The 20,627-nt window shown below is 49.4% G+C and carries 17 protein-coding genes; 7 read left to right on the top strand and 10 right to left on the bottom strand.

All coding sequences use genetic code 11. From position 1 onward, the window contains the following. Positions 1-2: 2 nt before the first annotated feature. The 6 genes from BSPA111_RS04355 to BSPA111_RS04330 form a co-directional block, all read right to left on the bottom strand. Positions 3-1,811: an extracellular solute-binding protein gene (locus BSPA111_RS04355; RefSeq protein WP_183269956.1), complete on the bottom strand. Its 1,809-nt coding sequence runs from the start codon at positions 1,809-1,811 to the stop codon at positions 3-5. A gap of 179 nt (positions 1,812-1,990) precedes the next feature. Next, the gene (locus BSPA111_RS04350; RefSeq protein WP_183269955.1) at positions 1,991-3,577 is read right to left on the bottom strand and encodes a cyclic di-GMP phosphodiesterase; all 1,587 of its coding nucleotides are present in this window, start codon (positions 3,575-3,577) and stop codon (positions 1,991-1,993) included. A 243-nt stretch (positions 3,578-3,820) separates the two neighbouring features. After that, positions 3,821-4,387, bottom strand: a complete 567-nt coding sequence (gene mepS, locus BSPA111_RS04345) for a bifunctional murein DD-endopeptidase/murein LD-carboxypeptidase (RefSeq protein ID WP_183269953.1) — start codon at positions 4,385-4,387, stop codon at positions 3,821-3,823. A gap of 421 nt (positions 4,388-4,808) precedes the next feature. Continuing rightward, positions 4,809-5,516: a phosphatase PAP2 family protein gene (locus BSPA111_RS04340; protein ID WP_183269952.1), complete on the bottom strand. Its 708-nt coding sequence runs from the start codon at positions 5,514-5,516 to the stop codon at positions 4,809-4,811. A gap of 42 nt (positions 5,517-5,558) precedes the next feature. After that, positions 5,559-6,539, bottom strand: coding sequence for a GTP-binding protein (locus BSPA111_RS04335; protein ID WP_183269951.1), 981 nt, complete (start codon positions 6,537-6,539; stop codon positions 5,559-5,561). 131 nt (positions 6,540-6,670) lie between these two features. Continuing rightward, positions 6,671-8,134, bottom strand: coding sequence for a mannitol dehydrogenase family protein (locus BSPA111_RS04330; RefSeq protein WP_183269950.1), 1,464 nt, complete (start codon positions 8,132-8,134; stop codon positions 6,671-6,673). 208 nt (positions 8,135-8,342) lie between these two features. Here BSPA111_RS04330 and uxuA point away from each other — a divergent pair, with 208 nt between their 5' ends. Continuing rightward, positions 8,343-9,536, top strand: a complete 1,194-nt coding sequence (gene uxuA, locus BSPA111_RS04325; RefSeq protein ID WP_183269949.1) for a mannonate dehydratase — start codon at positions 8,343-8,345, stop codon at positions 9,534-9,536. Positions 9,537-9,666: 130 nt separating this feature from the next. Here the strand turns inward: uxuA and yeiP are convergent, their stop codons facing one another. Further along, positions 9,667-10,239 carry an elongation factor P-like protein YeiP gene (gene yeiP / locus BSPA111_RS04320; RefSeq protein ID WP_183269948.1) on the bottom strand — a complete coding sequence of 191 codons (573 nt, stop codon included), beginning with the start codon at positions 10,237-10,239 and terminating at the stop codon, positions 9,667-9,669. Positions 10,240-10,524: 285 nt separating this feature from the next. Here yeiP and BSPA111_RS04315 point away from each other — a divergent pair, with 285 nt between their 5' ends. Continuing rightward, a complete protein-coding gene (locus BSPA111_RS04315; protein WP_183269947.1) occupies positions 10,525-10,779 on the top strand; it encodes a YkgJ family cysteine cluster protein in 255 nt (84 codons plus the stop codon). On the opposite strand, the gene setB is transcribed toward BSPA111_RS04315, so the two are convergent. Then, a complete protein-coding gene (gene setB / locus BSPA111_RS04310) occupies positions 10,776-11,957 on the bottom strand; it encodes a sugar efflux transporter SetB (protein WP_183269946.1) in 1,182 nt (393 codons plus the stop codon). The two genes, BSPA111_RS04315 and setB, sit on opposite strands and share 4 nt — an antisense overlap. Positions 11,958-12,361: 404 nt before the next feature. Between setB and fruB the strand changes: the two genes are divergently transcribed. Genes fruB through fruA form a run of 3 tightly spaced genes read left to right on the top strand, consistent with a single transcriptional unit; the run spans position 12,362 to position 16,138 of the window. After that, a complete protein-coding gene (gene fruB, locus BSPA111_RS04305; RefSeq protein ID WP_183269945.1) occupies positions 12,362-13,495 on the top strand; it encodes a fused PTS fructose transporter subunit IIA/HPr protein in 1,134 nt (377 codons plus the stop codon). Beyond that, positions 13,492-14,430: a 1-phosphofructokinase gene (gene fruK, locus BSPA111_RS04300; RefSeq protein ID WP_183269944.1), complete on the top strand. Its 939-nt coding sequence runs from the start codon at positions 13,492-13,494 to the stop codon at positions 14,428-14,430. The genes fruB and fruK overlap by 4 nt, the downstream gene beginning before the upstream one ends. Positions 14,431-14,446: 16 nt before the next feature. Then, positions 14,447-16,138: a PTS fructose transporter subunit IIBC gene (gene fruA, locus BSPA111_RS04295; RefSeq protein ID WP_183269943.1), complete on the top strand. Its 1,692-nt coding sequence runs from the start codon at positions 14,447-14,449 to the stop codon at positions 16,136-16,138. A gap of 50 nt (positions 16,139-16,188) precedes the next feature. Here fruA and nfo read toward each other — a convergent pair whose 3' ends face one another. Beyond that, positions 16,189-17,046, bottom strand: a complete 858-nt coding sequence (gene nfo, locus BSPA111_RS04290) for a deoxyribonuclease IV (RefSeq protein ID WP_183270290.1) — start codon at positions 17,044-17,046, stop codon at positions 16,189-16,191. 65 nt (positions 17,047-17,111) lie between these two features. After that, entirely contained in the window at positions 17,112-18,161 is a 1,050-nt protein-coding gene (locus BSPA111_RS04285; protein WP_183269942.1) for a YeiH family protein, read from the bottom strand. Positions 18,162-18,265: 104 nt separating this feature from the next. On the opposite strand from BSPA111_RS04285, the gene yieE reads away from it, so the two are divergent. Beyond that, positions 18,266-19,132, top strand: a complete 867-nt coding sequence (gene yieE, locus BSPA111_RS04280) for a DNA-binding transcriptional regulator YeiE (RefSeq protein WP_183269941.1) — start codon at positions 18,266-18,268, stop codon at positions 19,130-19,132. Positions 19,133-19,484: 352 nt separating this feature from the next. Then, positions 19,485-20,594, top strand: coding sequence for an SDR family oxidoreductase (locus BSPA111_RS04275; RefSeq protein WP_183269940.1), 1,110 nt, complete (start codon positions 19,485-19,487; stop codon positions 20,592-20,594). Positions 20,595-20,627 lie beyond the last annotated feature (33 nt).

The following is a 20,627-nucleotide window of genomic DNA, read 5'->3' as shown; positions in this document are numbered from 1 at the left end:
CCTTAACGCCGGTTTGCCGGTAATTGAGCGGCTTTGTTAACGTCATACCACCAGGTGTCAAAGCCTGTGGTGTATAACGGATGAATGGCCGGTTTAGAGAATTTACTCCACCAGGCGAAGCGGTCTGCTGCCATGTACCACATCGGAATCATGTAATTATTCCATGTCAGTACCCGGTCTAGCGCGCGCCCCAGTGGTAGCAGTTTTTGTTTGTCACCCTGATGAGCCACAATCTGAGAAATCAGTTTATCGACCACCGGGCTTTTCACTCCCGGTGCATTGTAAGTCGAGTCGACGTATTCCGAAGCCCACGAAATTTGCACATCCGCACTGGGATAAGGCATGGCGCTGTACAGTGTTGGCATCATGTCATAGTCGCGGGAACGCAGGCGGTTGGTAAGCTGCGAGTTATCCACCTGACGAACCTCCATCGTGATACCCAGTCGTTGCAAATTATGCTGGAACGGTAAAACCCACTGTGTGTTGCCGGTGGAGCCAATCAACAACTCGAAACTCAACGGTTTACCTGTTTTAACATTGACGAGTTTTTGGTCTTTTAGTTCCCACCCCGCATCTTTCAACAAGTTCAGGGCTTTGAGCAGATTGTTGCGGTCAAACCCATCCCCGCGCGATTTTGGTGGGTTGTAGATAGTGGTAAATACCTCTGGCGGTAAATCTTTCTTCATGGGGGCAAGGATTGTCAGCTCATCAGCATTTGGATAATCCCGCGCGGCATATTCCGTGTTCTGGAAATAACTGTTCGCCCGATTGTATGCGCCATAAAACAGCGCTTTGTTCATCCATTCAAAATCGAACGCCAGGCCAATTGCTTCACGTACTTTTCGGTCTTCAAAGATGGGACGCTGGATGTTAAACGCCAGCCAGCGTGTGTCCTGAGCGGCATCGTTGGGCTGCTCTTCTTTTACAATAAAACGATTCGAAAAGTTCTTTCCGGTATAACGCGTCGCCCAGTTCTTTGCGCTGACTTCGAGACGATAATCGTAGGCACCAGCCTTAAAGGCTTCAAAAGCGACATTGTCATCGAGATAGTAATCGTAACGGATAGAATCAAAATTCCAGCGGCCACGGTTTACCGGTAAATTGGCGGCCCAATATTCACTGACACGGGTGTAAGTAATATATTGCCCCATGCGCCATGCCGTTATTTTATACGGGCCGCTGGCTGGAGGAGGTGCAGACAGTGGGTCGCTGAGCTTATGATCTTTCCAGAATTTTTCAGGAAATACCGGAAGCGAGAATAACCCTAACATCCGTTCTTTACTGGGTTCCGCCAGTTCGATACGTACCGTTAAAGGCGAGATGCTTCGCACCTTTGCACCTTTATAAACCAGGCGAAACTGCGGCACACCTTCAGTCATGAATTTATTAAAAGTGAAAGCGACATCACTGGCTTTGATGGGCGCCCCATCATGAAAACGGGCACGCGGATTAATTTCGATTTCAGCCCAGGCAAAATTGGCAGGATAGCGCGCCATTTCGCCGATCAGTGGGTAATAGCTGCCAGGCTCATCATCTGAGGTGGTAAAAAGCGTGTCATACAATGCTTCGGTACGTACACCGGGATTGCCACGTAGCGCATAACGGTTGAAGTTATCAAAGGTGCCAATCGCCGACAGGGTGATGTTCCCACCCTTTGGTGCTGCAGGGTTGACGTAATCAAACTGCGTGAAGTTGACGGCGTATTTAGGTTCACCTAAAACGGCAAAGGAATAACTTTCCTTGATGTTTTCAGCCTGACTTGACGCAGCAATCAGGCAAAGGCTCAGTAGGGCGAGGGTGCGGGAAAACATCGTATAGGTCATTCCTTGTCAGGGAGGAGATTACCTTATTGTTTCATCCCGAAACAATATCAATATCCAGGTAATGTACCACCGCATTATAACGTCATGATGGTAAATCATAAGTTAAGCACGTGATACTTCAAGCTGCATCTTTGCAGGCAGTGGATATTGGTTGTCAGACAGAGAAATTAACGGCGGATAACCAACTCATCGTAATCTTTTTGCTGGTTTTCCCATTCCTGCAATTGCACAAGAGTAAGAGGGCGGGCGAAATAGTAACCCTGTAAATAATTCACGCCCTGGTCAATCAACCATTTGGCTTGCTCGCGGGTTTCAACGCCTTCCGCAACGGTGGTCATGCTGAGTTTGCGTGCCAGCGTAAGCACGGCATCGAGCACCGGAGAGGTGACTGTCTCAAAGCCAATCGAGTTAACAAAGCCACGATCAATCTTGAGATAGTCCAGCTTAAAGCGTTCGAGATAGATAAGCGCACTGTGCCCGGTACCAAAATCATCGACAGCAATTTCATACCCTTGCTCGTGCATCCAGGAAAACAGGCAGCTGGCTTCGTTTTCCTTAATCATATCGCGTTCGGTAATTTCAAAAATGAGTTGGAAATGATGGGGCGACAACGAGGTGGCAAAAGCTTGAATATCTTCTTTGAAAGTTGGGGAGTGCAAATGGCTGGGCGCCAGGTTAACACCAAGTCGTGCACCTGGCGGTAAAACATGCTGGAGCTTTTTGGCATCACGCGCAATCAGTTCAAACAAGTGGCGGGTGAGGGGAACAATCAATTGCTGGGCTTCTGCAAAGGCGATAAACGCATCCGGAGGAATAGGGCCTGCAATAGGATGATTCCAACGCATCAACACTTCGACACCAGACATTTTTAGCTCTTTGGCATTCACTACCGGTTGATACACCACATAGAACTGCCCGCGTTTAATACCGGTCAGGATCTCTTTGCCTGAGCGTAAGCGTACCGTCAAAAAATAGGCGCACAATGCCCCGCAGAGAATGCCGAAAACTAAACCTGTAAGAATGGAAATTTGAATGTCTTCCACAGGCCAGGTTTCACCGTACAGCTCTATCTTAATGGGATAACCCGGAATAGAGATGACGCGAGTAGGGTGAGTGGGGAGCTCTGACACATTCATCACGCTGTTGGATATCGTTGTTAGCGCTTTATCGCCCGCGATAATGGCCATCGACACCCGATCATTCTGGCGTGTGGTGAATAATAAATAGGGGGTGAGATTGACATTCAGGGTGGCGAAAACACCCCGGCCTTCCATTACGGGATTTTTAAACCACGCGGCAATAGTCGGCTTGCCTGGCACCATCGGCGTGCCTTGCATAATAGTCAGGTCGATATTTTCATTGATGTTGATATCAGGCACCAACTGGTCCATGCCCATCAACATGCTTCCGGTCGCCGATGAACAGTAGGCTTCATCGTTACGGACTAATACAAAGGCGCGGATATTGGCATTAAAGGCAGCGCGCGAAGTCAGTTCACTTGAGACTTGATGGCAATCAGAGAGAGTTAACGGTTGAATGCTGGTGGCGGTGGACTCAAGTTCATCGAAAAAGGCATTGAGATAATTGCGTACGTCATCAGTGAGTGTGTCATAACCCGTCTCACGCTTACTGTGCAATGTCAGGCTGGTCATACCACTAATCAGTAGCGCGGCAAGGATGCCCGCCAAAATACTGAAGGTGGTTATTTGCCGGACTGAGGTAAAGTAACGTGAAAATATATTTTTAGAAAACATGGATAACGGGTTCCTGCAGGCGCAAGAGACTTATTGTTTATTTGTATTTTTTTGGACTATAACGCAAAAACTACCATTGAGTCATAAAGTTTCGAACGAAAGTTATAATCATTGTGGAATCGTTTATTTATTGCACTCAATGAAATTCAGGCAATAAAAAAACGCTGTATAAACAGCGTTTCTTGTCTCGTCGAAGTGTTGTCTTGCAAACAGCCAAGGGAGTAACTGTTTGCAAGAACCGCATTAACTGCGGCTCAGTACGCGTCGTGCTTCGTTATAGCGCTTCTTCCAGTACGGCTCGTCCATGCTTGAAATCGTCACACCACTGCTGGTGGAAGCATGTACAAACTGATTATTGCCGATATAAATACCAACATGTCGACCGGTTGAACCTGCGCGGAACAGAACTAAATCGCCAGTACGTAATTTATTGCGTGAAATCGATTTACCTGAATCCTGTTGTTCAGAAGTTGAACGAGGCAACTCTAAACCAAATTGTTCACGGAATGTACGCTGCACGAATGCAGAACAATCAATACCGCTTTTATTGCTGCCACCAAGACGATAACGAACGCCTTTCCAGCTTGCATATTGATCCATGAGACGTGATTTCACATCTACATTACGGACCATCTCTTCGAATTCATCCTGAGAAGCTTGCAGTAAAAAACCATCTTTATTGCCGACTGCATGCGTCTCAGAATGCATATTTGCGGTGTTTGTCGAACTACATGCTGACAGCATCACTGCCACAGCAACGGCGGGAATTACCCGCAAGATATATCTCAAAATAGGCTGAGATGTGACCATTATGTTTGTTATCCCTTGATGTCCTTAACGATAAATATCGTTATACAAAATGCCAACGTGACGAGACTAATTACCTGAGCGTCATGAAACAATTGCTTATGCACAAAACTGTGGTATGACGCACAAATTTATTCACACTGCGAATGATTTGGCTTTAAGCACAAAACGTATTCGAGGGTACCCTATCAGCACTGGCGTGGCGAGAGCTTTTATCTGATTTTTTATAATAAATTGTGATGTTAAGGAATGATAAGAAATATTGCGTATTTGTTAATCGAAATTGCTGCTTAAATGTGCAAATGCTTCTTTTGTCTGGAGAAGCGGAAAGGTTAAATATTAGGCGGTTTTGGCGAGGAAATGAAAAATCACCAGAGATCATTCCGTTCTCTGATGATTAAAATTTAATCGTGTTTATCAGATGTTAATCATTTGCTTTGTGCAGTTGAGGTAAATAGCGGTCCAGGAGGTTAATTAACCCGTCACTTATTGGGGTTAAAAGCACCCATGGCAAGCAAACAAGCGCAATAGATAGTGAACCGACAAAAATATCAGTAAACCAATGTGCGCCTATCATCATGCGCGGCATCATGAAAATCAGGAAAATAATAACGGCAATGGCGAACGCTTTTTTGCCGAAATATCGCAGCATGAAGCCGGTGTAAATCAGTAGCATTAATCCATGGTCGCCAGGGAAGCTGTCTTTAGAAGCATCCTTTGTCGGAAAATGCAACAGGTCGCTGACCCGATAAATATCGGTGAAATACAGCGTAGGGCTGACGTGAGATTCCGGAATCAGATGGCCGAGTTGATTAATAATAATTGCGCAAAATAACATCACGATGCCCATGATAACCATGCGGCGGCGACCGGTTGCTTGCTCTTTGTGCCAGTAGAAGAAAAACAGCGAACCCATCGCTAATAACGAAATGCCATCAAACACCCGATTATTGGTCACAGCGACAAGTACCAGGAAGGCATGGCTCTTAACCAGTTCACGGTTAAAGAAATTGAAGATGTTGGAATCAATAACGAACCAATAGCCGTGCCCTGAAGGCAGATACCAGCTAAAAAAGAGTGCAAATCCCAGTGCGTTCAGCACCAGGATAAGAGGAAGTCGAATAATATTCATACAATGTCACGAGATTTTTTAACAAAGGGCGAAAGGGTAGGCTTACAAACTTAAACGTAACTTCAACAACGATGATTGCAACGTATTCCAGTCAACTTCACCGCTATGGATCAACTCAATACGGCTATCTGGAGGCGCAACGTTTTGTGTTTCGATATGGAAATCAAGACCCTGACGATTAACTCGTACTAAGCCTTCCGCAATACGCAGGACACCTTTAACGCGGTCGACTGGGGCAAGCCTGGCCCATTCCAGAATCCCAACGGTGTCAAAGACAGTGTCTGCATCAAAAATCCAGCCGCAACCGACATAACCCTGGCCACTATTAATGCTGCGTCTCCAGCGTTGATGCTCGGGCAGACTTAATGCAGCAAGCCCCTTAGATACGGCGTGGCTATGATTATGATCGGGGCTGGAAGGTAGTTCGCGTAGATTTTGACGCGGTTTATCGAGGAGACTGCTGTCGATGTTGCCGTTATGAGCGGGAATAATTTCACGGCCCGCGGCTTCGCGCTGTTGCCATTCGGCCAATGCACGGCGGCTTTCATCGCTGGCACGGTCTTCTTTGTTCGCAATGATAATATCGGCAGCGGCGAGCTGATCGCGGAAATTATCATTATTCACAGCCCGTTCATCAAGCAACTGGCGCGGGTCGAGCAAACAAATCGTGGCGTTGAGTTCTATCCACGGTTGGTAAACCTCGGCGGTCAGCATGTCGAGAATTTGTTTAGGATGACCCAGACCGGTAGGTTCGATGAGCAAGCGGTCGGGTTTACCCTGGCGCAGAAGCGTGTTCAGGCCAACTTGCATCGGCAGCCCATTCACACAACACATACAGCCACCGGGGATTTCTTTCAATAATGCACCACTGTCAGCTAATAACGCGCCGTCGATACCGACTTCACCAAATTCATTGACCAGCACAGCCCATTTTTCATGCTCGGGTTTATTGGCCAGCAAATGTAAAATGGTGGTGGTTTTTCCGCTACCGAGAAAACCGGTAATGAGGTTGGTTTTAGTCACAGGCGCTCCGGACAGGTTAAGTGAACCTTACGTGATTGATTATCACAATCCTGAACAACATTTGCGAGAAAAGGAAGCCTGAGTGGGCATCACATCCTTGTGAAGCACGCTTAAAGGCATTGATTGTTAAATTAACCGACCCGTTTAGCGACGGCTGCGCGTGCGCCATTGCTACATAATTCGTTCCATGCGGCACAGATGTTTTCGACAAATTGTTCATCAGCAGGAAGGTCACTACCGAATATTTCTTGCAGGCTGAGCAAAGCGTGAACACGTTCTTCAGGAGCGCTGCCTTCAACCAACGCTTTTATCTTCCCGGCCAACGGATCGCGAATATCAATCTCGTTGCCAGCGTCATCGGTGCCGCTGACATAGCGCATCCATCCGGCAATACCCAATGCCAGGCATGGCCATTCATCACCTTGTTGCAAGTGCCAGCGTACACTTTCCAACATGCGCTGCGGCAGCTTCTGGCTACCATCCATCGCGATTTGCCAGGTACGGTGTTTTAGCGCCGGGTTTTCGAAACGCTCAAGTAAGTTATGCGCATATCGCTGCAAATCAACGCCCGCAACGCGGAGTGTTGGCGCTTGTTCGTGCATCATTAAACGATGCGCGGCCTGGCGGAAATTTTCATCAGCCATGCAATCATTGACGTGCTGATAGCCCGCGAGGTAGCCGAGATACGCGAGGAAGGAGTGACTACCGTTAAGCATGCGCAGCTTCATCTGTTCCCACGGCATCACGTCGTCGACCATTTCAACGCCCACTTCTTCCCATGCCGGACGGCCAGCAACAAAGTTATCTTCAATAACCCATTGGATAAACGGTTCACCTGAAATCGCACACGGATCCTCAACGCCTAGCGTTTCAGTGATTTCGCGTAAAGATTCTGGCGTTGCAGCAGGGACAATTCTGTCAACCATAGTGCTTGGGAAGGTCACGTGCTCTCGGATCCAGTCGGCTAATTCCTGGCTGCGGGTTTCTGCCATGCCAATTACCGCATTGCGTACCACATGGCCGTTGTCAGGAATGTTGTCGCACGAAAGCACGGTAAAGTGGCGTAATCCTCGTTCGCGGCGGCGATTGAGGGCTTCCACCAAAATACCGGGCGCTGAATGTGGCTCGGTGGGATGCTGTAGATCGTGAATAATCCGTTCGTTATTGCTGTCGAGTTTTCCGGTCGCGGGGTCGATGCAATAACCCTTTTCGGTCACGGTCAGGGAAACAATCGCCACCTGCGGCTCGCAGAATTTCTCAATAATTGCATCAAGGCCATCGAGTTTTGCATTCAGGCATTCGTTAACTGCACCGACAACAATCGCCTGATTACCCTCGCGACCTTTTTCCAGCACGGTATAAAGGTGGTCCTGGTCTCGCAACGCGCTCATCAACTTGTCGCCGCTAAACAGGCTTATCTCACAAATGCCCCAATCACCCCCCAATTTATTGAGCACCCGATCGGTCAACAATGCCTGGTGCGCGCGGTGAAACGCCCCAAAGCCAAAATGGACGATGCGGGTTTTTAACGCCTGGCGATCATAGCGTGGTTGCTGAACATCGGCAGGGAGCGTGACCGAAGCAATTGTATTCATAAATGTAAATCCTGATTAACGAATTAGTAACATTGCGCAGTCTAAAGTTATATGACAGCAAATTAAATTGGTGTGCCGTCTTTATCCATTTAATGTGAGCTGGATCAACCAATGTAACCGCAAAATTTGACCGAAAAGAAGAATTCAGTATGGTAGTAGTCAATGTGGTAAAAAGAATTGGTATGACAACTTAACTGAGGAACTGTCGATGGAACAAACATGGCGTTGGTACGGCCCAAAAGACCCGGTATCTCTGGATGATGTGCGTCAGGCGGGCGCGACCGGTGTCGTTACTGCTTTGCATCACATCCCAAATGGTGAAGTGTGGCCAGTTGCTGACATTAAAGAGCGTCAAGCCGTGTTGGCAGCGAAAGGACTGACCTGGTCAGTAGTTGAAAGTATTCCGGTGCATGAAGAAATTAAAACTCACACCGGTGAATACGATAAGCATATCGCAAACTACCAGCAAAGCATTCGTAACCTGGCAGAATGCGGCATCGACACCGTGTGCTACAACTTCATGCCAATTCTGGACTGGACGCGTACCGATCTTGAGTATGAATTGCCAGATGGTTCAAAAGCGTTGCGCTTTGACCAGATTGCTTTTGCAGCATTTGAGTTGCACATCCTTAAGCGCAAAGGCGCTGAGGCAGATTACAGCGAAGAAGAGCAGCGTCAGGCGCTGGACTACTTCAACAGCATGTCAGATGCCCAAAAAGAAAAACTGACGCGCAATATCATCGCGGGTTTGCCGGGCGCGGAAGAGGGTTACACCCTGGACCAGTTCCGTGCGCGCCTTGCTGAATACGACGGCATTAATAAAGAGCAACTGCGCGAGAACATGGCGTACTTCTTACGTGCGATTGTTGCGGTAGCGGAAGAAGTCGGTGTGCGTCTGGCGGTTCACCCGGACGATCCACCGCGTCCTATCCTCGGTCTGCCACGCATCGTATCGACTATTGAAGATATGCAATGGCTGAAAGAAACCGTCGATAGCATTTATAACGGCTTCACTATGTGTACCGGTTCTTATGGCGTTCGCGCGGACAACGACCTGGTACGTATGATTGAAACCTTTGGCGATCGTATTCACTTCACCCATCTGCGTGCAACATGCCGCGAAGAAAACCCGAAAACCTTCCATGAAGGCGCGCACCTGCAAGGTGATGTGAACATGGTTGCGGTGGTAAAAGCGATTCTGACTGAAGAACAGCGTCGTAAAAACAGAGGGGATGTGCGTCCGATTCCAATGCGCCCGGACCACGGACACCAGATGCTTGACGATCTGCACAAGAAAACCAACCCAGGTTATTCAGCGATTGGTCGCCTGAAAGGTCTGGCTGAAGTTCGCGGTGTGGAACTGGCTCTGAAGCAGACGTTATTCCCGGATTTGCTGAAGTAACGTTAAGTTATTGCTGGATGGGCGAGCGTTGTGCAGCCCGTCTTAACCGCAGATCGGTGTGTTTGCTTAAACAGTAAAACACCATAAAAAAACGCGCCTTCCGGCGCGTTTTTACATTCTTAGTGGCAGATTAGTCTGCACGACCCATAGAACGCTTTTCAGCGATATGAATACGGATCTTCTCACCCGTAACCATATATTCTGGAACCTGAATCACAAGCCCAGTAGACATGGTTGCAGGTTTGGTGCGGGAGCTTGCTGACGCGCCTTTGATGCCAGGTGCGGTTTCAATGATTTCTAAATCCACAGTCTGTGGCAATTCCAGCGCCAGCAATTGGCCATCCCAGGTCAGGACCTGCATGTCAGGCATGCCACCTTCAGGAATGAATTGCAGCTCTTCTTCAATCTGATCTTTGGTGAAGATATACGGGGTGTAATCTTCTTTATCCATGAACACGTATTCGTTGCCATCGATGTAAGAGAAATCAACGTAACGGCGGGTCAGAGTAATGGTGTCGACGATATCGTCGCCTTTGAAGCGCTCTTCAACTTTCTGACCAGTACGGACATCAGAAAAACGCATTTTGTAAAGCGTTGCTGCGCCACGTGCGCTGGGTGCCTGAATATCAATATCTTTAACAATCAGCAGCTTGCCGTTGTAATTCAGTACCATACCTTTTTTGACTTCGTTAGCTCTTGCCATCGATGTTTCCTGTAAAAAATTGAGGAGCGAAAATATTGCGTCAAATTACTCGCGGGGCGCTGTTCAGGCAAGCAGATTTCGCTACCCTTCATACTTCAAGCTGCCTCTTTGTTGGCTGCGTTCACTTACCCGAATCACTTACTTTAGTAAGCTCATCGGGATGCGTTCACTTGCCGCCGCGATGCAACCTGAATTATTTTGGGCTGGAGTAATGTAGTTAACGTAGTAAAGCCGCGTTGCTACTGCTACAGTCCAGATCCTTGTCAGCCCACCGGAGCATTGCAGATGGACTGTCGTCCCGATTGCGGCGCATGTTGCACCGCGCCTTCCGTATCCAGCCCAATCCCCGGCATGCCAAATGGCAAACCGGCTAATACGTCATGCGTTCAGCTTGGTACCGACATGCGTTGTAAAATCTTCCTTTCACCGCTAAGACCCAAGGTCTGTGCAAGCCTGCAAGCCTCGCGTGAAATGTGTGGCACGACGCGCCAACAAGCCATGGATTACCTGATTTATCTCGAAGCGGCGACCGCCCCTTAGATGTCTTTGATTTTCACCATGCAAAAAGCGGTGATGGCTATCATTCCTAACGCGATATAAAACACGGTGTGGTAATTCCAGATTTCAGCCACGACACCGGCCATCGACCCCGCGATAATCCAGCCGACACGCGTGGTATTGGTATATAGCGTGGTTGCCGCTCCCGCCTGGCCTGGCATTAAATCCTGAAAATAGAGCATGCCGATACCCGCCAAAATACCGATGAAAATCGCGTTCAGCAGTTGTAACCCCAGCAGCATGATTTCGTTGTGCAGCGTCAGCATCCCAATGTAGAACATCAGACCCGCAACTGCGGCAATACGCATCAGGAAACGCTTACCGAAGCGTTTGGCGTAATAACCGGCGATCAGCATGGTGGGGATCTCAAGGCCGGCAGCCGTCCCCATCATCACGCCCGCCAGTTTCTCCGGCAGATGTAATTCATGAATGATGTAGAGCGGCATATTAATGATATAGAGACTATTACAGCCCCACATCATGGTGCAGGCGACAAACAACAGCAGAGCGTCACGGCGATTACGGCGGGGAGCCTCAAGGGTGGTTGTTTTCGTCACCACCTCTTTTCGCATCGATGGTAACAACATCCGTACCATCACACTGCAAACCACAAACGCCAGCGCGGCGCTAAGATACATCGTGGTAAATCCAAAACCTAACGCAAGGGCGTAAGCGATAGGTGGGCCAATCACCCAGGCAAGCGATACCTGCGCACGCAGAATCGAGCTGAACATGACGGCCTCGCGACCGGTACGGTCGGCGTGTTCACGCGCCAGGGCAAACATTTGCGGGTTAGCGGTTGAGCCAAAACTGCTGAGAAAAACCCCGACGAACAGCAACACAAAATAGTTACGGTTCCAGGCAAATAGCACGCAAGCGAGCGCGCCTAATAAGCAGCAGACAAAAATGAGTGCTTTCCGATCGCCTTTCCGGTCAGAGCGGCCCGCAAGAAACTGGCTGACAGCAATGCCAATAATTGCGCTGCCGGTGAAAAAGAAACCCACCATTGCTGGACGAACATGAACTTCTTCGGTCAGAAACAGGCTCAGCGTTGGAGTTTGTAATGCACCTGCAATCCCGGTTAGAAAAGCGACAATCAAAAAGGCGGAAGACGTTAAATCAAGGGGCTTACGGGTTGCTGCTATGGGGGAGTTTTGCATGCTCTCGGCGTCGCTAATCAATGAACGCGCGGAGTTTACGCGCCTTGTTAGTAAATAAACAGTTGATCAAATCAAAGGCGGCACGAAAAGCCCCTTCGGATCACCATCACAGTGGGGAACTGCCGTTTAGCTTTTTATGAAACTGCCGCCATACTTAGTAAAAGAGAAAACGGTTCAATAGACGAATCCGCTTTAACTCGTTCAGCTTTTACATCCTGGTTTGAGTGAAATGTGCGGAAGCTCTAAATTTCAGTAACGAAACATCAACATGTCTTGCCTGAATCATGATGAATATGCACACTAATTGAAACGTTTCAGCGTCGTCTTATTTGGTTTCAGGAGTGGGATGGCGCATTTTTTCTCATTACAGCTGAATCGTTTCAATTCAGCAGGAGAGGAGACCCATGTTCCAGTTATCTGTGCAGGACATTCATCCGGGGGCGAGCGCCGGAAATAAAGAAGAAGCCATACGTCAGGTTGCCGCAGCACTCGCGCAAGCGGGCAACGTCAGCATTGGCTACGTGGAAGGTATGCTGGCTCGCGAGCTGCAAACTTCCACTTACCTGGGTAATGGTATTGCCATTCCACACGGCACCACCGATACCCGCGATCTGGTGCTGAAAACGGGTGTTCAGGTATTTCAGTTTCCGCAGGGAATTGAGTGGGGCGAAGGCCAAACCGCCTATGTTGCTATTGGCATCGCCGCGAGCTCTGACGAGCACCTTGGTTTACTGCGTCAGCTGACGCATGTGCTTAGTGATGACGACGTTGCTGAACAACTCAAAAACGCAACTTCAGCAGAAGAGCTCCGTGCGTTGCTGATGGGCGAAAAACAGTCTGCATCGTTGCTTTTTGACAACTCATTACTGGCACTTGATGTGACTGCCACCGACCTGATGACGCTTCAGGCATTAAATGCCGGGCGCATCAAACAGGCAGGTGCGGCAAACACGGCGTTTGTAAGCAATGTCATTTCCAACAAACCACTTTACTTAGGACAGGGTATTTGGCTAAACGACAGCACTGAAGGCAACCTTGCCAGTGCTGTGGCAATCAGCCGTCCTGTTAGCGCGTTTGAAACTGAAGGCCAACCGGTATCGCTTTTGATGACGGTTGCAGTGGCCGACGATCAACCATTACAGGTGCTTAACCGTCTGAGCGACATGCTGATCAACAATACAGCTGACCGCTTGCTGAATGCGGATGCGCCCGCGTTGCTGACGATGCTGACCAGCGACGTTGCACCAGAGCAGAACAGCCTGAGCGCAGATTTCCAGATTCGTAATGAACACGGTTTACATGCTCGTCCTGGCACCGTGCTGGTGAACACCATCAAACAATTTAATAGTGAGATTACCGTGACCAACCTTGATGGCACAGGCAAACCTGCCAATGGACGCAGTTTGATGAAAGTGGTGGCACTTGGCGTGAAGAAAGGCCACCACCTGCGCTTTACTGCACAGGGCGACGATGCTGAACTTGCGCTGAAAGCGATTGGTGAAGCTGTTGCAGCCGGTCTGGGCGAGGGGGCAGCATGAGTCGTCGCGTCGCAACCATTACGCTAAACCCGGCGTACGACCTGGTCGGTTACACACCGGAAATTGAACGTGGTGAAGTTAATCTGGTGCGTACCACCGGCTTACACGCTGCTGGTAAAGGCATTAACGTTGCTAAGGTTCTGAAAGATCTCGGTATCGATGTCACTGTTGGCGGCTTCCTTGGGAAAGACAACCAGGATGGCTTCCAGCAACTGTTCAGCGAGTTGGGAATTGCCAACCGCTTCCAGGTTGTACAGGGCCGTACTCGTATCAACGTAAAACTGACAGAAAAAGACGGTGAAGTCACCGACCTGAATTTCTCCGGTTTTGAAGTGACTCAGTCGGACTGGGATCGTTTTGTTGCAGATTCACTTAGTTGGCTTGGTCAGTTTGACATGGTCTGCGTCAGTGGCAGCTTACCGGCAGGTGTCTCCCCGGAAGCGTTTACCGACTGGATGACCCGTCTACGTAGCCTGTGCCCGTGCATCATCTTCGACAGCAGCCGTGAAGCGTTAGTTGCGGGTCTGAAAGCGGCGCCGTGGTTGGTGAAACCGAATCGCCGCGAGCTGGAAATTTGGGCTGGCCGTAAGCTTCCGGATATGAAAGATGTGATTGATGCCGCCCATGCGCTGCGTGAACAGGGTATTGCTCATGTAGTTATCTCTCTGGGTGCCGAAGGCGCACTTTGGGTTAACGCCTCCGGTGAATGGATAGCGAAGCCGCCAACGTGTGAAGTCGTCAGCACCGTCGGTGCCGGGGATTCCATGGTGGGTGGGCTTATCTACGGCCTGTTAATGCGTGAATCCAGTGAACATACTTTACGTCTGGCGACGGCAGTTGCGGCGCTGGCGGTAAGTCAGAGCAACGTCGGTATCACCGATCGTACTCAACTGGCGGCCATGATGGCTCGTGTTGATCTGAAACCTTTTAACTGACAGCAGGAGAGGAACAATGAAAACGCTGCTGATTATCGAACCTGGTCTGGGGCAAGCTCGCGCATACCTTGCGAAAACGTTGCTCGGCTCCGCGGCGCAGAAAGCGCACTTGCAGATTATCGACAATCCGAACGAAGCTGACATGGCGATTGTGGTGGGTACCGCGATTCCTGCTGATAACTCGCTGAATGGCAAAAATGTATTCCTCGGTGATATCGACCGTGCGGTACAACATCCAGAACTGTTTTTAAGTGAAGCAAAAAGCAAAGCCAAACCTTACAAGGCACCGGTAAATATAGCGCCAGTGGCTGCAGCTAAAGGTCCAAAACGCGTCGTTGCGGTGACAGCGTGTCCGACAGGTGTCGCGCATACCTTTATGGCGGCTGAAGCGATTGAAACCGAAGCTAAAAAACGTGGCTGGTGGGTAAAAGTCGAAACACGTGGTTCAGTTGGTGCGGGTAATGCGATTACACCAGAAGAAGTGGCTGAAGCTGATTTAGTGATTGTCGCTGCGGATATCGAAGTGGATCTGGCTAAATTTGCTGGTAAGCCGATGTACCGCACTTCAACAGGTTTGGCGCTGAAGAAAACCGCACAAGAGCTGGATAAAGCGGTCGTTGAAGCAACGCCTTTCGTTGCGAACGCCCAGAGTGCTTCGAACGCTAAAGAAGGCAAGAAAGAGGCGGCGGGTGCTTATCGTCACCTGTTAACCGGTGTTTCATACATGCTGCCGATGGTTGTTGCGGGCGGCTTGTGTATCGCACTGTCATTTGCTTTCGGTATTGAAGCGTTTAAAGAACCCGGCACGCTGGCAGCAGCACTGATGCAAATCGGTGGCGGTTCGGCCTTTGCGTTGATGGTGCCAGTTCTTGCGGGTTACATTGCGTTTTCCATAGCAGACCGTCCTGGCTTAACTCCTGGTCTTATCGGCGGCATGTTAGCCGTTAGCACCGGATCTGGTTTTATCGGCGGTATTATTGCGGGCTTCCTCGCAGGTTACATCGCGAAGCTGATTAGCACTAAGCTGAAACTGCCAGCCAGTATGGAAGCGTTGAAGCCAATTCTGATCATCCCGCTGTTCTCAAGCCTGATTGTTGGCCTGGCGATGATTTACCTGATTGGTACGCCGGTTGCGAAAATCCTCGAAGGTTTGACTCACTGGCTGCAAACTATGGGCACCGCGAATGCGGTACTGCTGGGTGCAATTCTTGGCGGCATGATGTGTACCGACATGGGTGGCCCAGTGAACAAAGCAGCTTACGCATTTGGTGTCGGTCTGCTGAGTACCCAAACCTACGCACCTATGGCCGCGATTATGGCCGCAGGGATGGTTCCACCGTTAGCCATGGGCCTGGCAACATTTGTCGCGCGTCGTAAATTCGACAAGGCGCAGCAAGAGGGCGGTAAAGCGGCGATGGTTCTGGGTCTGTGCTTTATCACCGAAGGGGCAATCCCGTTCGCTGCCCGTGACCCGATGCGTGTACTGCCGTGCTGTATCGTAGGCGGAGCGGTAACTGGCGCAATCTCGATGGCGGTAGGCGCAAAACTGATGGCTCCGCATGGCGGTCTGTTTGTTCTGCTGATCCCAGGTGCGATTACCCCGGTTGTGGGTTACCTGATTGCGATTGTGGCGGGTACGTTGCTGGCGGGTCTGTCTTATGCCTTCCTGAAGCGTCCGGAGACAGAGTTAGCGGTTAAAACTGCATAATTTATCGGTCATTCGCTAAGCTCCCTGCATTGCAGGGAGCTTTTTTTTGTTTAAGCCGTGGCTTCTTCATGTTGCTGAGCTTTTAGCCAGGCAATCTCTTCGGCCCAAATATCCGGGTTAGTCGTTTCCAGAATCATTGGGATCCCGTCAAAGCGACTATCGCGCATGATCCAGGCAAACGGCGTATGGCCGATATTGCCTTCACCCAGGCTGTTATGGCGGTCGACACGACTCCCAAAGGCACTTTTCGCGTCATTCAGGTGCATACCGCGCAAATATTTAAATCCAACAATACGGTCGAATTCAGCAAAGGTTTTTTCGCAATCGGCTTCAGTACGTAGATCGTATCCCGCTGCAAAGGCGTGGCAGGTATCGATACAAACGCCGACGCGAGATTTATCTTCTACGCCCTCAATGATCGCTGCCAAATGCTCAAAGCGGAAACCGAGATTACTGCCCTGGCCCGCAGTGTTTTCAATCACCGCCGTCACGCCTTCAGTCTTATCCAGTGCAATGTTTATCGACTGCGCGATACGCGCCAGGCACTCTTCTTCAGGGATTTGCATCAGGTGGCTGCCAGGATGGAAGTTCAGCAGGGACAGACCCAGCTTCATGCAGCGTTCCAGCTCATCAATAAAGGCTTCGCGGGATTTTTCCAGCGCTTCTTCGACGGGATGGCCGAGGTTAATCAGGTAGCTATCGTGTGGAAGGATTTGGCCTGGACCGTAATTGTACTTTTCACAGGCACGTTTGAATTGACTGATAACTTCTTCACTCAGCGGCGCGGCGCGCCACTGGCGTTGGTTTTTGGTGAACAGGGCAAAAGCAGTGGCTTCAAGCTCATGCGCGCGAATCGCAGCATTTTCCAGACCACCAGCGGCACTGACGTGTGCGCCAATAAACTTCATCATTCTTCTCCTGTCGTAACCCGCTACCGGGAAACCGTCAATGATAGCGGGTTAGACAGTAAATATCAGGCCATTAAATGATGTATGCCGAGGTTAATCGCGCCACCACCGACGATAAGCCAGATAAACAGCACCAGAGCCATCAACAGTGGACGCACACCGGCTTTTTTCAGCGCGCTGATGTGAGTCGTTAAACCCAGCGCCGCCATCGCCATGGCTAGCATGAAAGTATCCAGGGTTATCAGGCCATTAACCGCCCAGGTTGGCAGCAGGTGCAATGAGTTAAACATCGCCACAACAATGAACAGCACTGCAAACCATGGAATCGTAATTTTACTTTTCTGTGCCTGACCTGCAGGAGCCATCTGTTTAACGCGCGCTGCCAGGAAAATCAGGAACGGTGCCAGCATCATGACGCGCAGCATTTTCGCAATCACCGCAGCATTTTCAGTCTCAGGGCTAATGGCATGCCCAGCAGCCACGACTTGCGCCACTTCATGCATGGTCGAACCGGTATAAATCCCAAACGTTTCCGGCGTGAACCACTGCGCGACATACGGATACATCATCGGATAAATGAAGATAGCCAGCGTACCGAAAATCACTACCGTTGCGACGGCCACGGTCACTTTGCTGGCTTCAGCTTTGACAACCGGTTCCGTCGCCAGAATCGCCGCGGCACCACAAATACTGCTACCCGCACCAATTAACCAACTGGTCTGTTTATCCAGACCAAATACTTTTTGACCCAGCCAGCAGGCGAGGGCAAAGGTGCTGCTTAATGTCAGAATGTCGATAATGACGCCGCTGACACCGACATCTGCAATTTGCGAAAACGTCAGTCGAAAGCCATAAAGAATAATGCCAAGACGCAATAAGTGTTGCTTGGCAAACAGCACGCCGCCATCACAGTGCTGCCAGATTTTCGGGTACAGCGTATTGCCGATGACCATCCCGCACAGAATGGCGAGCGTCAATGCTCCCAGTCCAAGGCCGGCAACGGAAGGAATGTTACCCAACCACAGAGCCAGTGCAGTAATGCTCCCTGCCAGCGCAAGGCCAGGCAGAAAATGCCACAATGAATGTCGATGAGTGGGAATTGATAACGTAGCCATAACCTTCTCCTTTGTGTTGGCGAAAGTGTAGGGTCTGCTGGTTTAAAAATAAAATTGATTATATATTTATAACCAATCTGAATAAGTGTTAAGGCGTAACCACCATGCATATCACACTGCGGCAGCTTGAAGTTTTTGCCGAAGTCCTCAAAAGCGGCTCCACTACCCAGGCATCCCAAATGCTGTCGCTGTCGCAATCAGCGGTGAGTGCCGCACTGTCCGATCTCGAAGGGCAATTGGGGGTGCAGTTGTTCGACCGCGTCGGTAAGCGACTGGTGGTCAACGAACATGGCCGCTTGTTATATCCACGCGTCGTGGGTTTGCTGGAACAGGCTGCGGAAGTCGAACAGCTTTTTAAAGAAGATAACGGCGCCATTCGTGTTTTCGCCAGTAGCACCATTGGTAACTATATTCTGCCGGAAATGATTGCCCATTATCGCCGCGATTTCCCGACACTCCCCCTGGAAATGAGCGTCGGCAATAGTCAGGATGTGATAAACGCGGTGGCGGATTTCCGTGTCGATATCGGCTTGATTGAAGGGCCAAGCCATATGACCGAATTGGTCACAGAACCCTGGCTTGAAGACGAGCTGGTTGTCTTTGCACCGCCCAGCGCACCTTTCTTGCAACAGCCGATTACCCTGGAAATCCTGGCAGAACAACCGTGGATCCTGCGTGAAAAAGGCTCTGGTACCCGTGAAATTGTTGATTACTTGCTGCTTTCGCATTTGCCGCAGTTCCAGCTCTGCATGGAGTTAGGTAATTCGGAAGCGATTAAACACGCAGTGCGTCATGGTCTGGGCATTAGCTGCTTGTCACGTCGCGTGATTGAAGAACAGTTAGAAGCGGGGTCGCTGGTGGAAGTGCCTGTGCCATTGCCGCGACTGGTGAGGACTCTGTACCGCATTCATCATCGCCAGAAGCATATTTCGAACGCATTACAGCGCTTTTTAAAATATTGCGACGAGTAAGGCCCATGTTTGCAGGAAGCCCAACACGCAGCAGTGGTGCTGGGTTTCCAGACGTGATTGACTCCCTTCAGGCCGTATCAACGCCTGGCTGTCGAACAACGAATTTAATAATCGGGAAGACATTATATTTAATTCGTTAATTTAATGTTGCCCATTGGGTTACGCATAGTATTAATGATAAATAAACTCAATACACCGTCTCTAAACGGATGTTAATTTATTTTTCTATTATTTTTGCGAAATGTAATTAACTTCAAATAATAATCATCATTTCTTTTTTCTGTCCGGTTTATTGACGCGGTGTTTAAAAATCGCCCCTTAATATGGCATTTTTAAATTCAGAGTATTTCTAATGAGCAAACTACTGATTACCGGTGCAACAGGCTTTCTGGGCGGTGCTGTGTTAGCGCGGGCGCTTTCTGATACCTCTATTGAATCAATTCTGCTGTTAGTAAGAGCAGACAGCGCTAATGAAGGTGTCGCTCGAATCAAAAATAATCTGGCTAACTTTGGTTGTAGTGAAGCATTACTCTCTAAAATTAATGAAAATAATATATTACTGGGAGATCTGGCTTATTCAGAAAACTTTTTGAATGACGAAAGACTTTCCTCTGTGACGCATGTGATTAACTCCGCCGCCGTCGCGTCATTTGGTGATAATGCGTTAATCTGGAAAGTGAATGTTGAAGGGACACTGAAGTTTGTAAAACGTATGGCTGATGTTTCTGGTTTAGTGCGTTTTGTGCATGTGGGAACCGCCATGTCGTGCGTGCCAGAAGCTGGAACCTTAGTCACTGAGAGCATGGCGCGCAAACCGGAAGAAGAACATTTAGTTCAATACACCTGGTCTAAATCCACCATTGAGCAATTAATGATGGAACACTGCCCGCAGCTGCCATTGGTGATTGCACGCCCATCGATTGTCGTCGGACACAGCGAAGAAGGGTGTCGCCCGTCGAGCAGTATTTTTTGGGTCTTCCGAATGGCGTTAATGCTCGGGAAATTCATGTGCTCGATGGAAGATAAGATTGATGTTATTCCGGTCGATTATTGCGCTGAAGCTCTTCTGCTACTCGCCAGGCGTTCTGAACTGACCGAAAAGGTCTACCACATTTCCGCTGGAGACGCCGGGAGTACCCAGTTTGTTGAAATAGACCGAGCGATGGCATCTGCATTGAATCAAAACCCTATTTATGCAACTTATCAGCAGGTTGATTACAGCGAGTTGGTAAGAAATCGTAGAAATTTCAAAGAGATTTATGGCCCGTGCAACGAGCGCCTGATGCTAAGAGCGATGCGTTTGTACGGTGAATTCTCCATGCTAAATGTGCGTTTTTCCAATAAAAAACTGCTGGATTTAGGCATGTCGCCGCCGCCGCGTTTTGTTGACTACATTAGTCGCTGTGTAGAGACGACCCGCGATTTCAGTATCCCTGAATTAATGAAGGTGGATTTTAAGTAGCAGATCCTACCAGACCGCGTGGGGAAAGGATTC

The organism is Buttiauxella sp. A111 (genome assembly GCF_014189855.1).
Taxonomy (GTDB): domain Bacteria; phylum Pseudomonadota; class Gammaproteobacteria; order Enterobacterales; family Enterobacteriaceae; genus Buttiauxella; species Buttiauxella selenatireducens.
The sequence above is the reverse complement of the archived record's forward strand: the minus strand, read 5'-3'. Positions and strand labels throughout refer to the sequence as shown.

What these genes read in the sequence shown, in the direction of transcription:
- BSPA111_RS04355 (WP_183269956.1), bottom strand. Translation starts at nt 1,811, where the DNA reads ATGTTTTCCCGCACCCTCGCCCTACTGAGCCTTTGCCTGATTGCTGCG.
- BSPA111_RS04350 (WP_183269955.1), bottom strand. Translation starts at nt 3,577, where the DNA reads ATGTTTTCTAAAAATATATTTTCACGTTACTTTACCTCAGTCCGGCAA.
- mepS (WP_183269953.1), bottom strand. Translation starts at nt 4,387, where the DNA reads ATGGTCACATCTCAGCCTATTTTGAGATATATCTTGCGGGTAATTCCC.
- BSPA111_RS04340 (WP_183269952.1), bottom strand. Translation starts at nt 5,516, where the DNA reads ATGAATATTATTCGACTTCCTCTTATCCTGGTGCTGAACGCACTGGGA.
- BSPA111_RS04330 (WP_183269950.1), bottom strand. Translation starts at nt 8,134, where the DNA reads ATGAATACAATTGCTTCGGTCACGCTCCCTGCCGATGTTCAGCAACCA.
- uxuA (WP_183269949.1), top strand. Translation starts at nt 8,343, where the DNA reads ATGGAACAAACATGGCGTTGGTACGGCCCAAAAGACCCGGTATCTCTG.
- yeiP (WP_183269948.1), bottom strand. Translation starts at nt 10,239, where the DNA reads ATGGCAAGAGCTAACGAAGTCAAAAAAGGTATGGTACTGAATTACAAC.
- BSPA111_RS04315 (WP_183269947.1), top strand. Translation starts at nt 10,525, where the DNA reads ATGGACTGTCGTCCCGATTGCGGCGCATGTTGCACCGCGCCTTCCGTA.
- setB (WP_183269946.1), bottom strand. Translation starts at nt 11,957, where the DNA reads ATGCAAAACTCCCCCATAGCAGCAACCCGTAAGCCCCTTGATTTAACG.
- fruB (WP_183269945.1), top strand. Translation starts at nt 12,362, where the DNA reads ATGTTCCAGTTATCTGTGCAGGACATTCATCCGGGGGCGAGCGCCGGA.
- fruK (WP_183269944.1), top strand. Translation starts at nt 13,492, where the DNA reads ATGAGTCGTCGCGTCGCAACCATTACGCTAAACCCGGCGTACGACCTG.
- fruA (WP_183269943.1), top strand. Translation starts at nt 14,447, where the DNA reads ATGAAAACGCTGCTGATTATCGAACCTGGTCTGGGGCAAGCTCGCGCA.
- nfo (WP_183270290.1), bottom strand. Translation starts at nt 17,046, where the DNA reads ATGAAGTTTATTGGCGCACACGTCAGTGCCGCTGGTGGTCTGGAAAAT.
- BSPA111_RS04285 (WP_183269942.1), bottom strand. Translation starts at nt 18,161, where the DNA reads ATGGCTACGTTATCAATTCCCACTCATCGACATTCATTGTGGCATTTT.
- yieE (WP_183269941.1), top strand. Translation starts at nt 18,266, where the DNA reads ATGCATATCACACTGCGGCAGCTTGAAGTTTTTGCCGAAGTCCTCAAA.
- BSPA111_RS04275 (WP_183269940.1), top strand. Translation starts at nt 19,485, where the DNA reads ATGAGCAAACTACTGATTACCGGTGCAACAGGCTTTCTGGGCGGTGCT.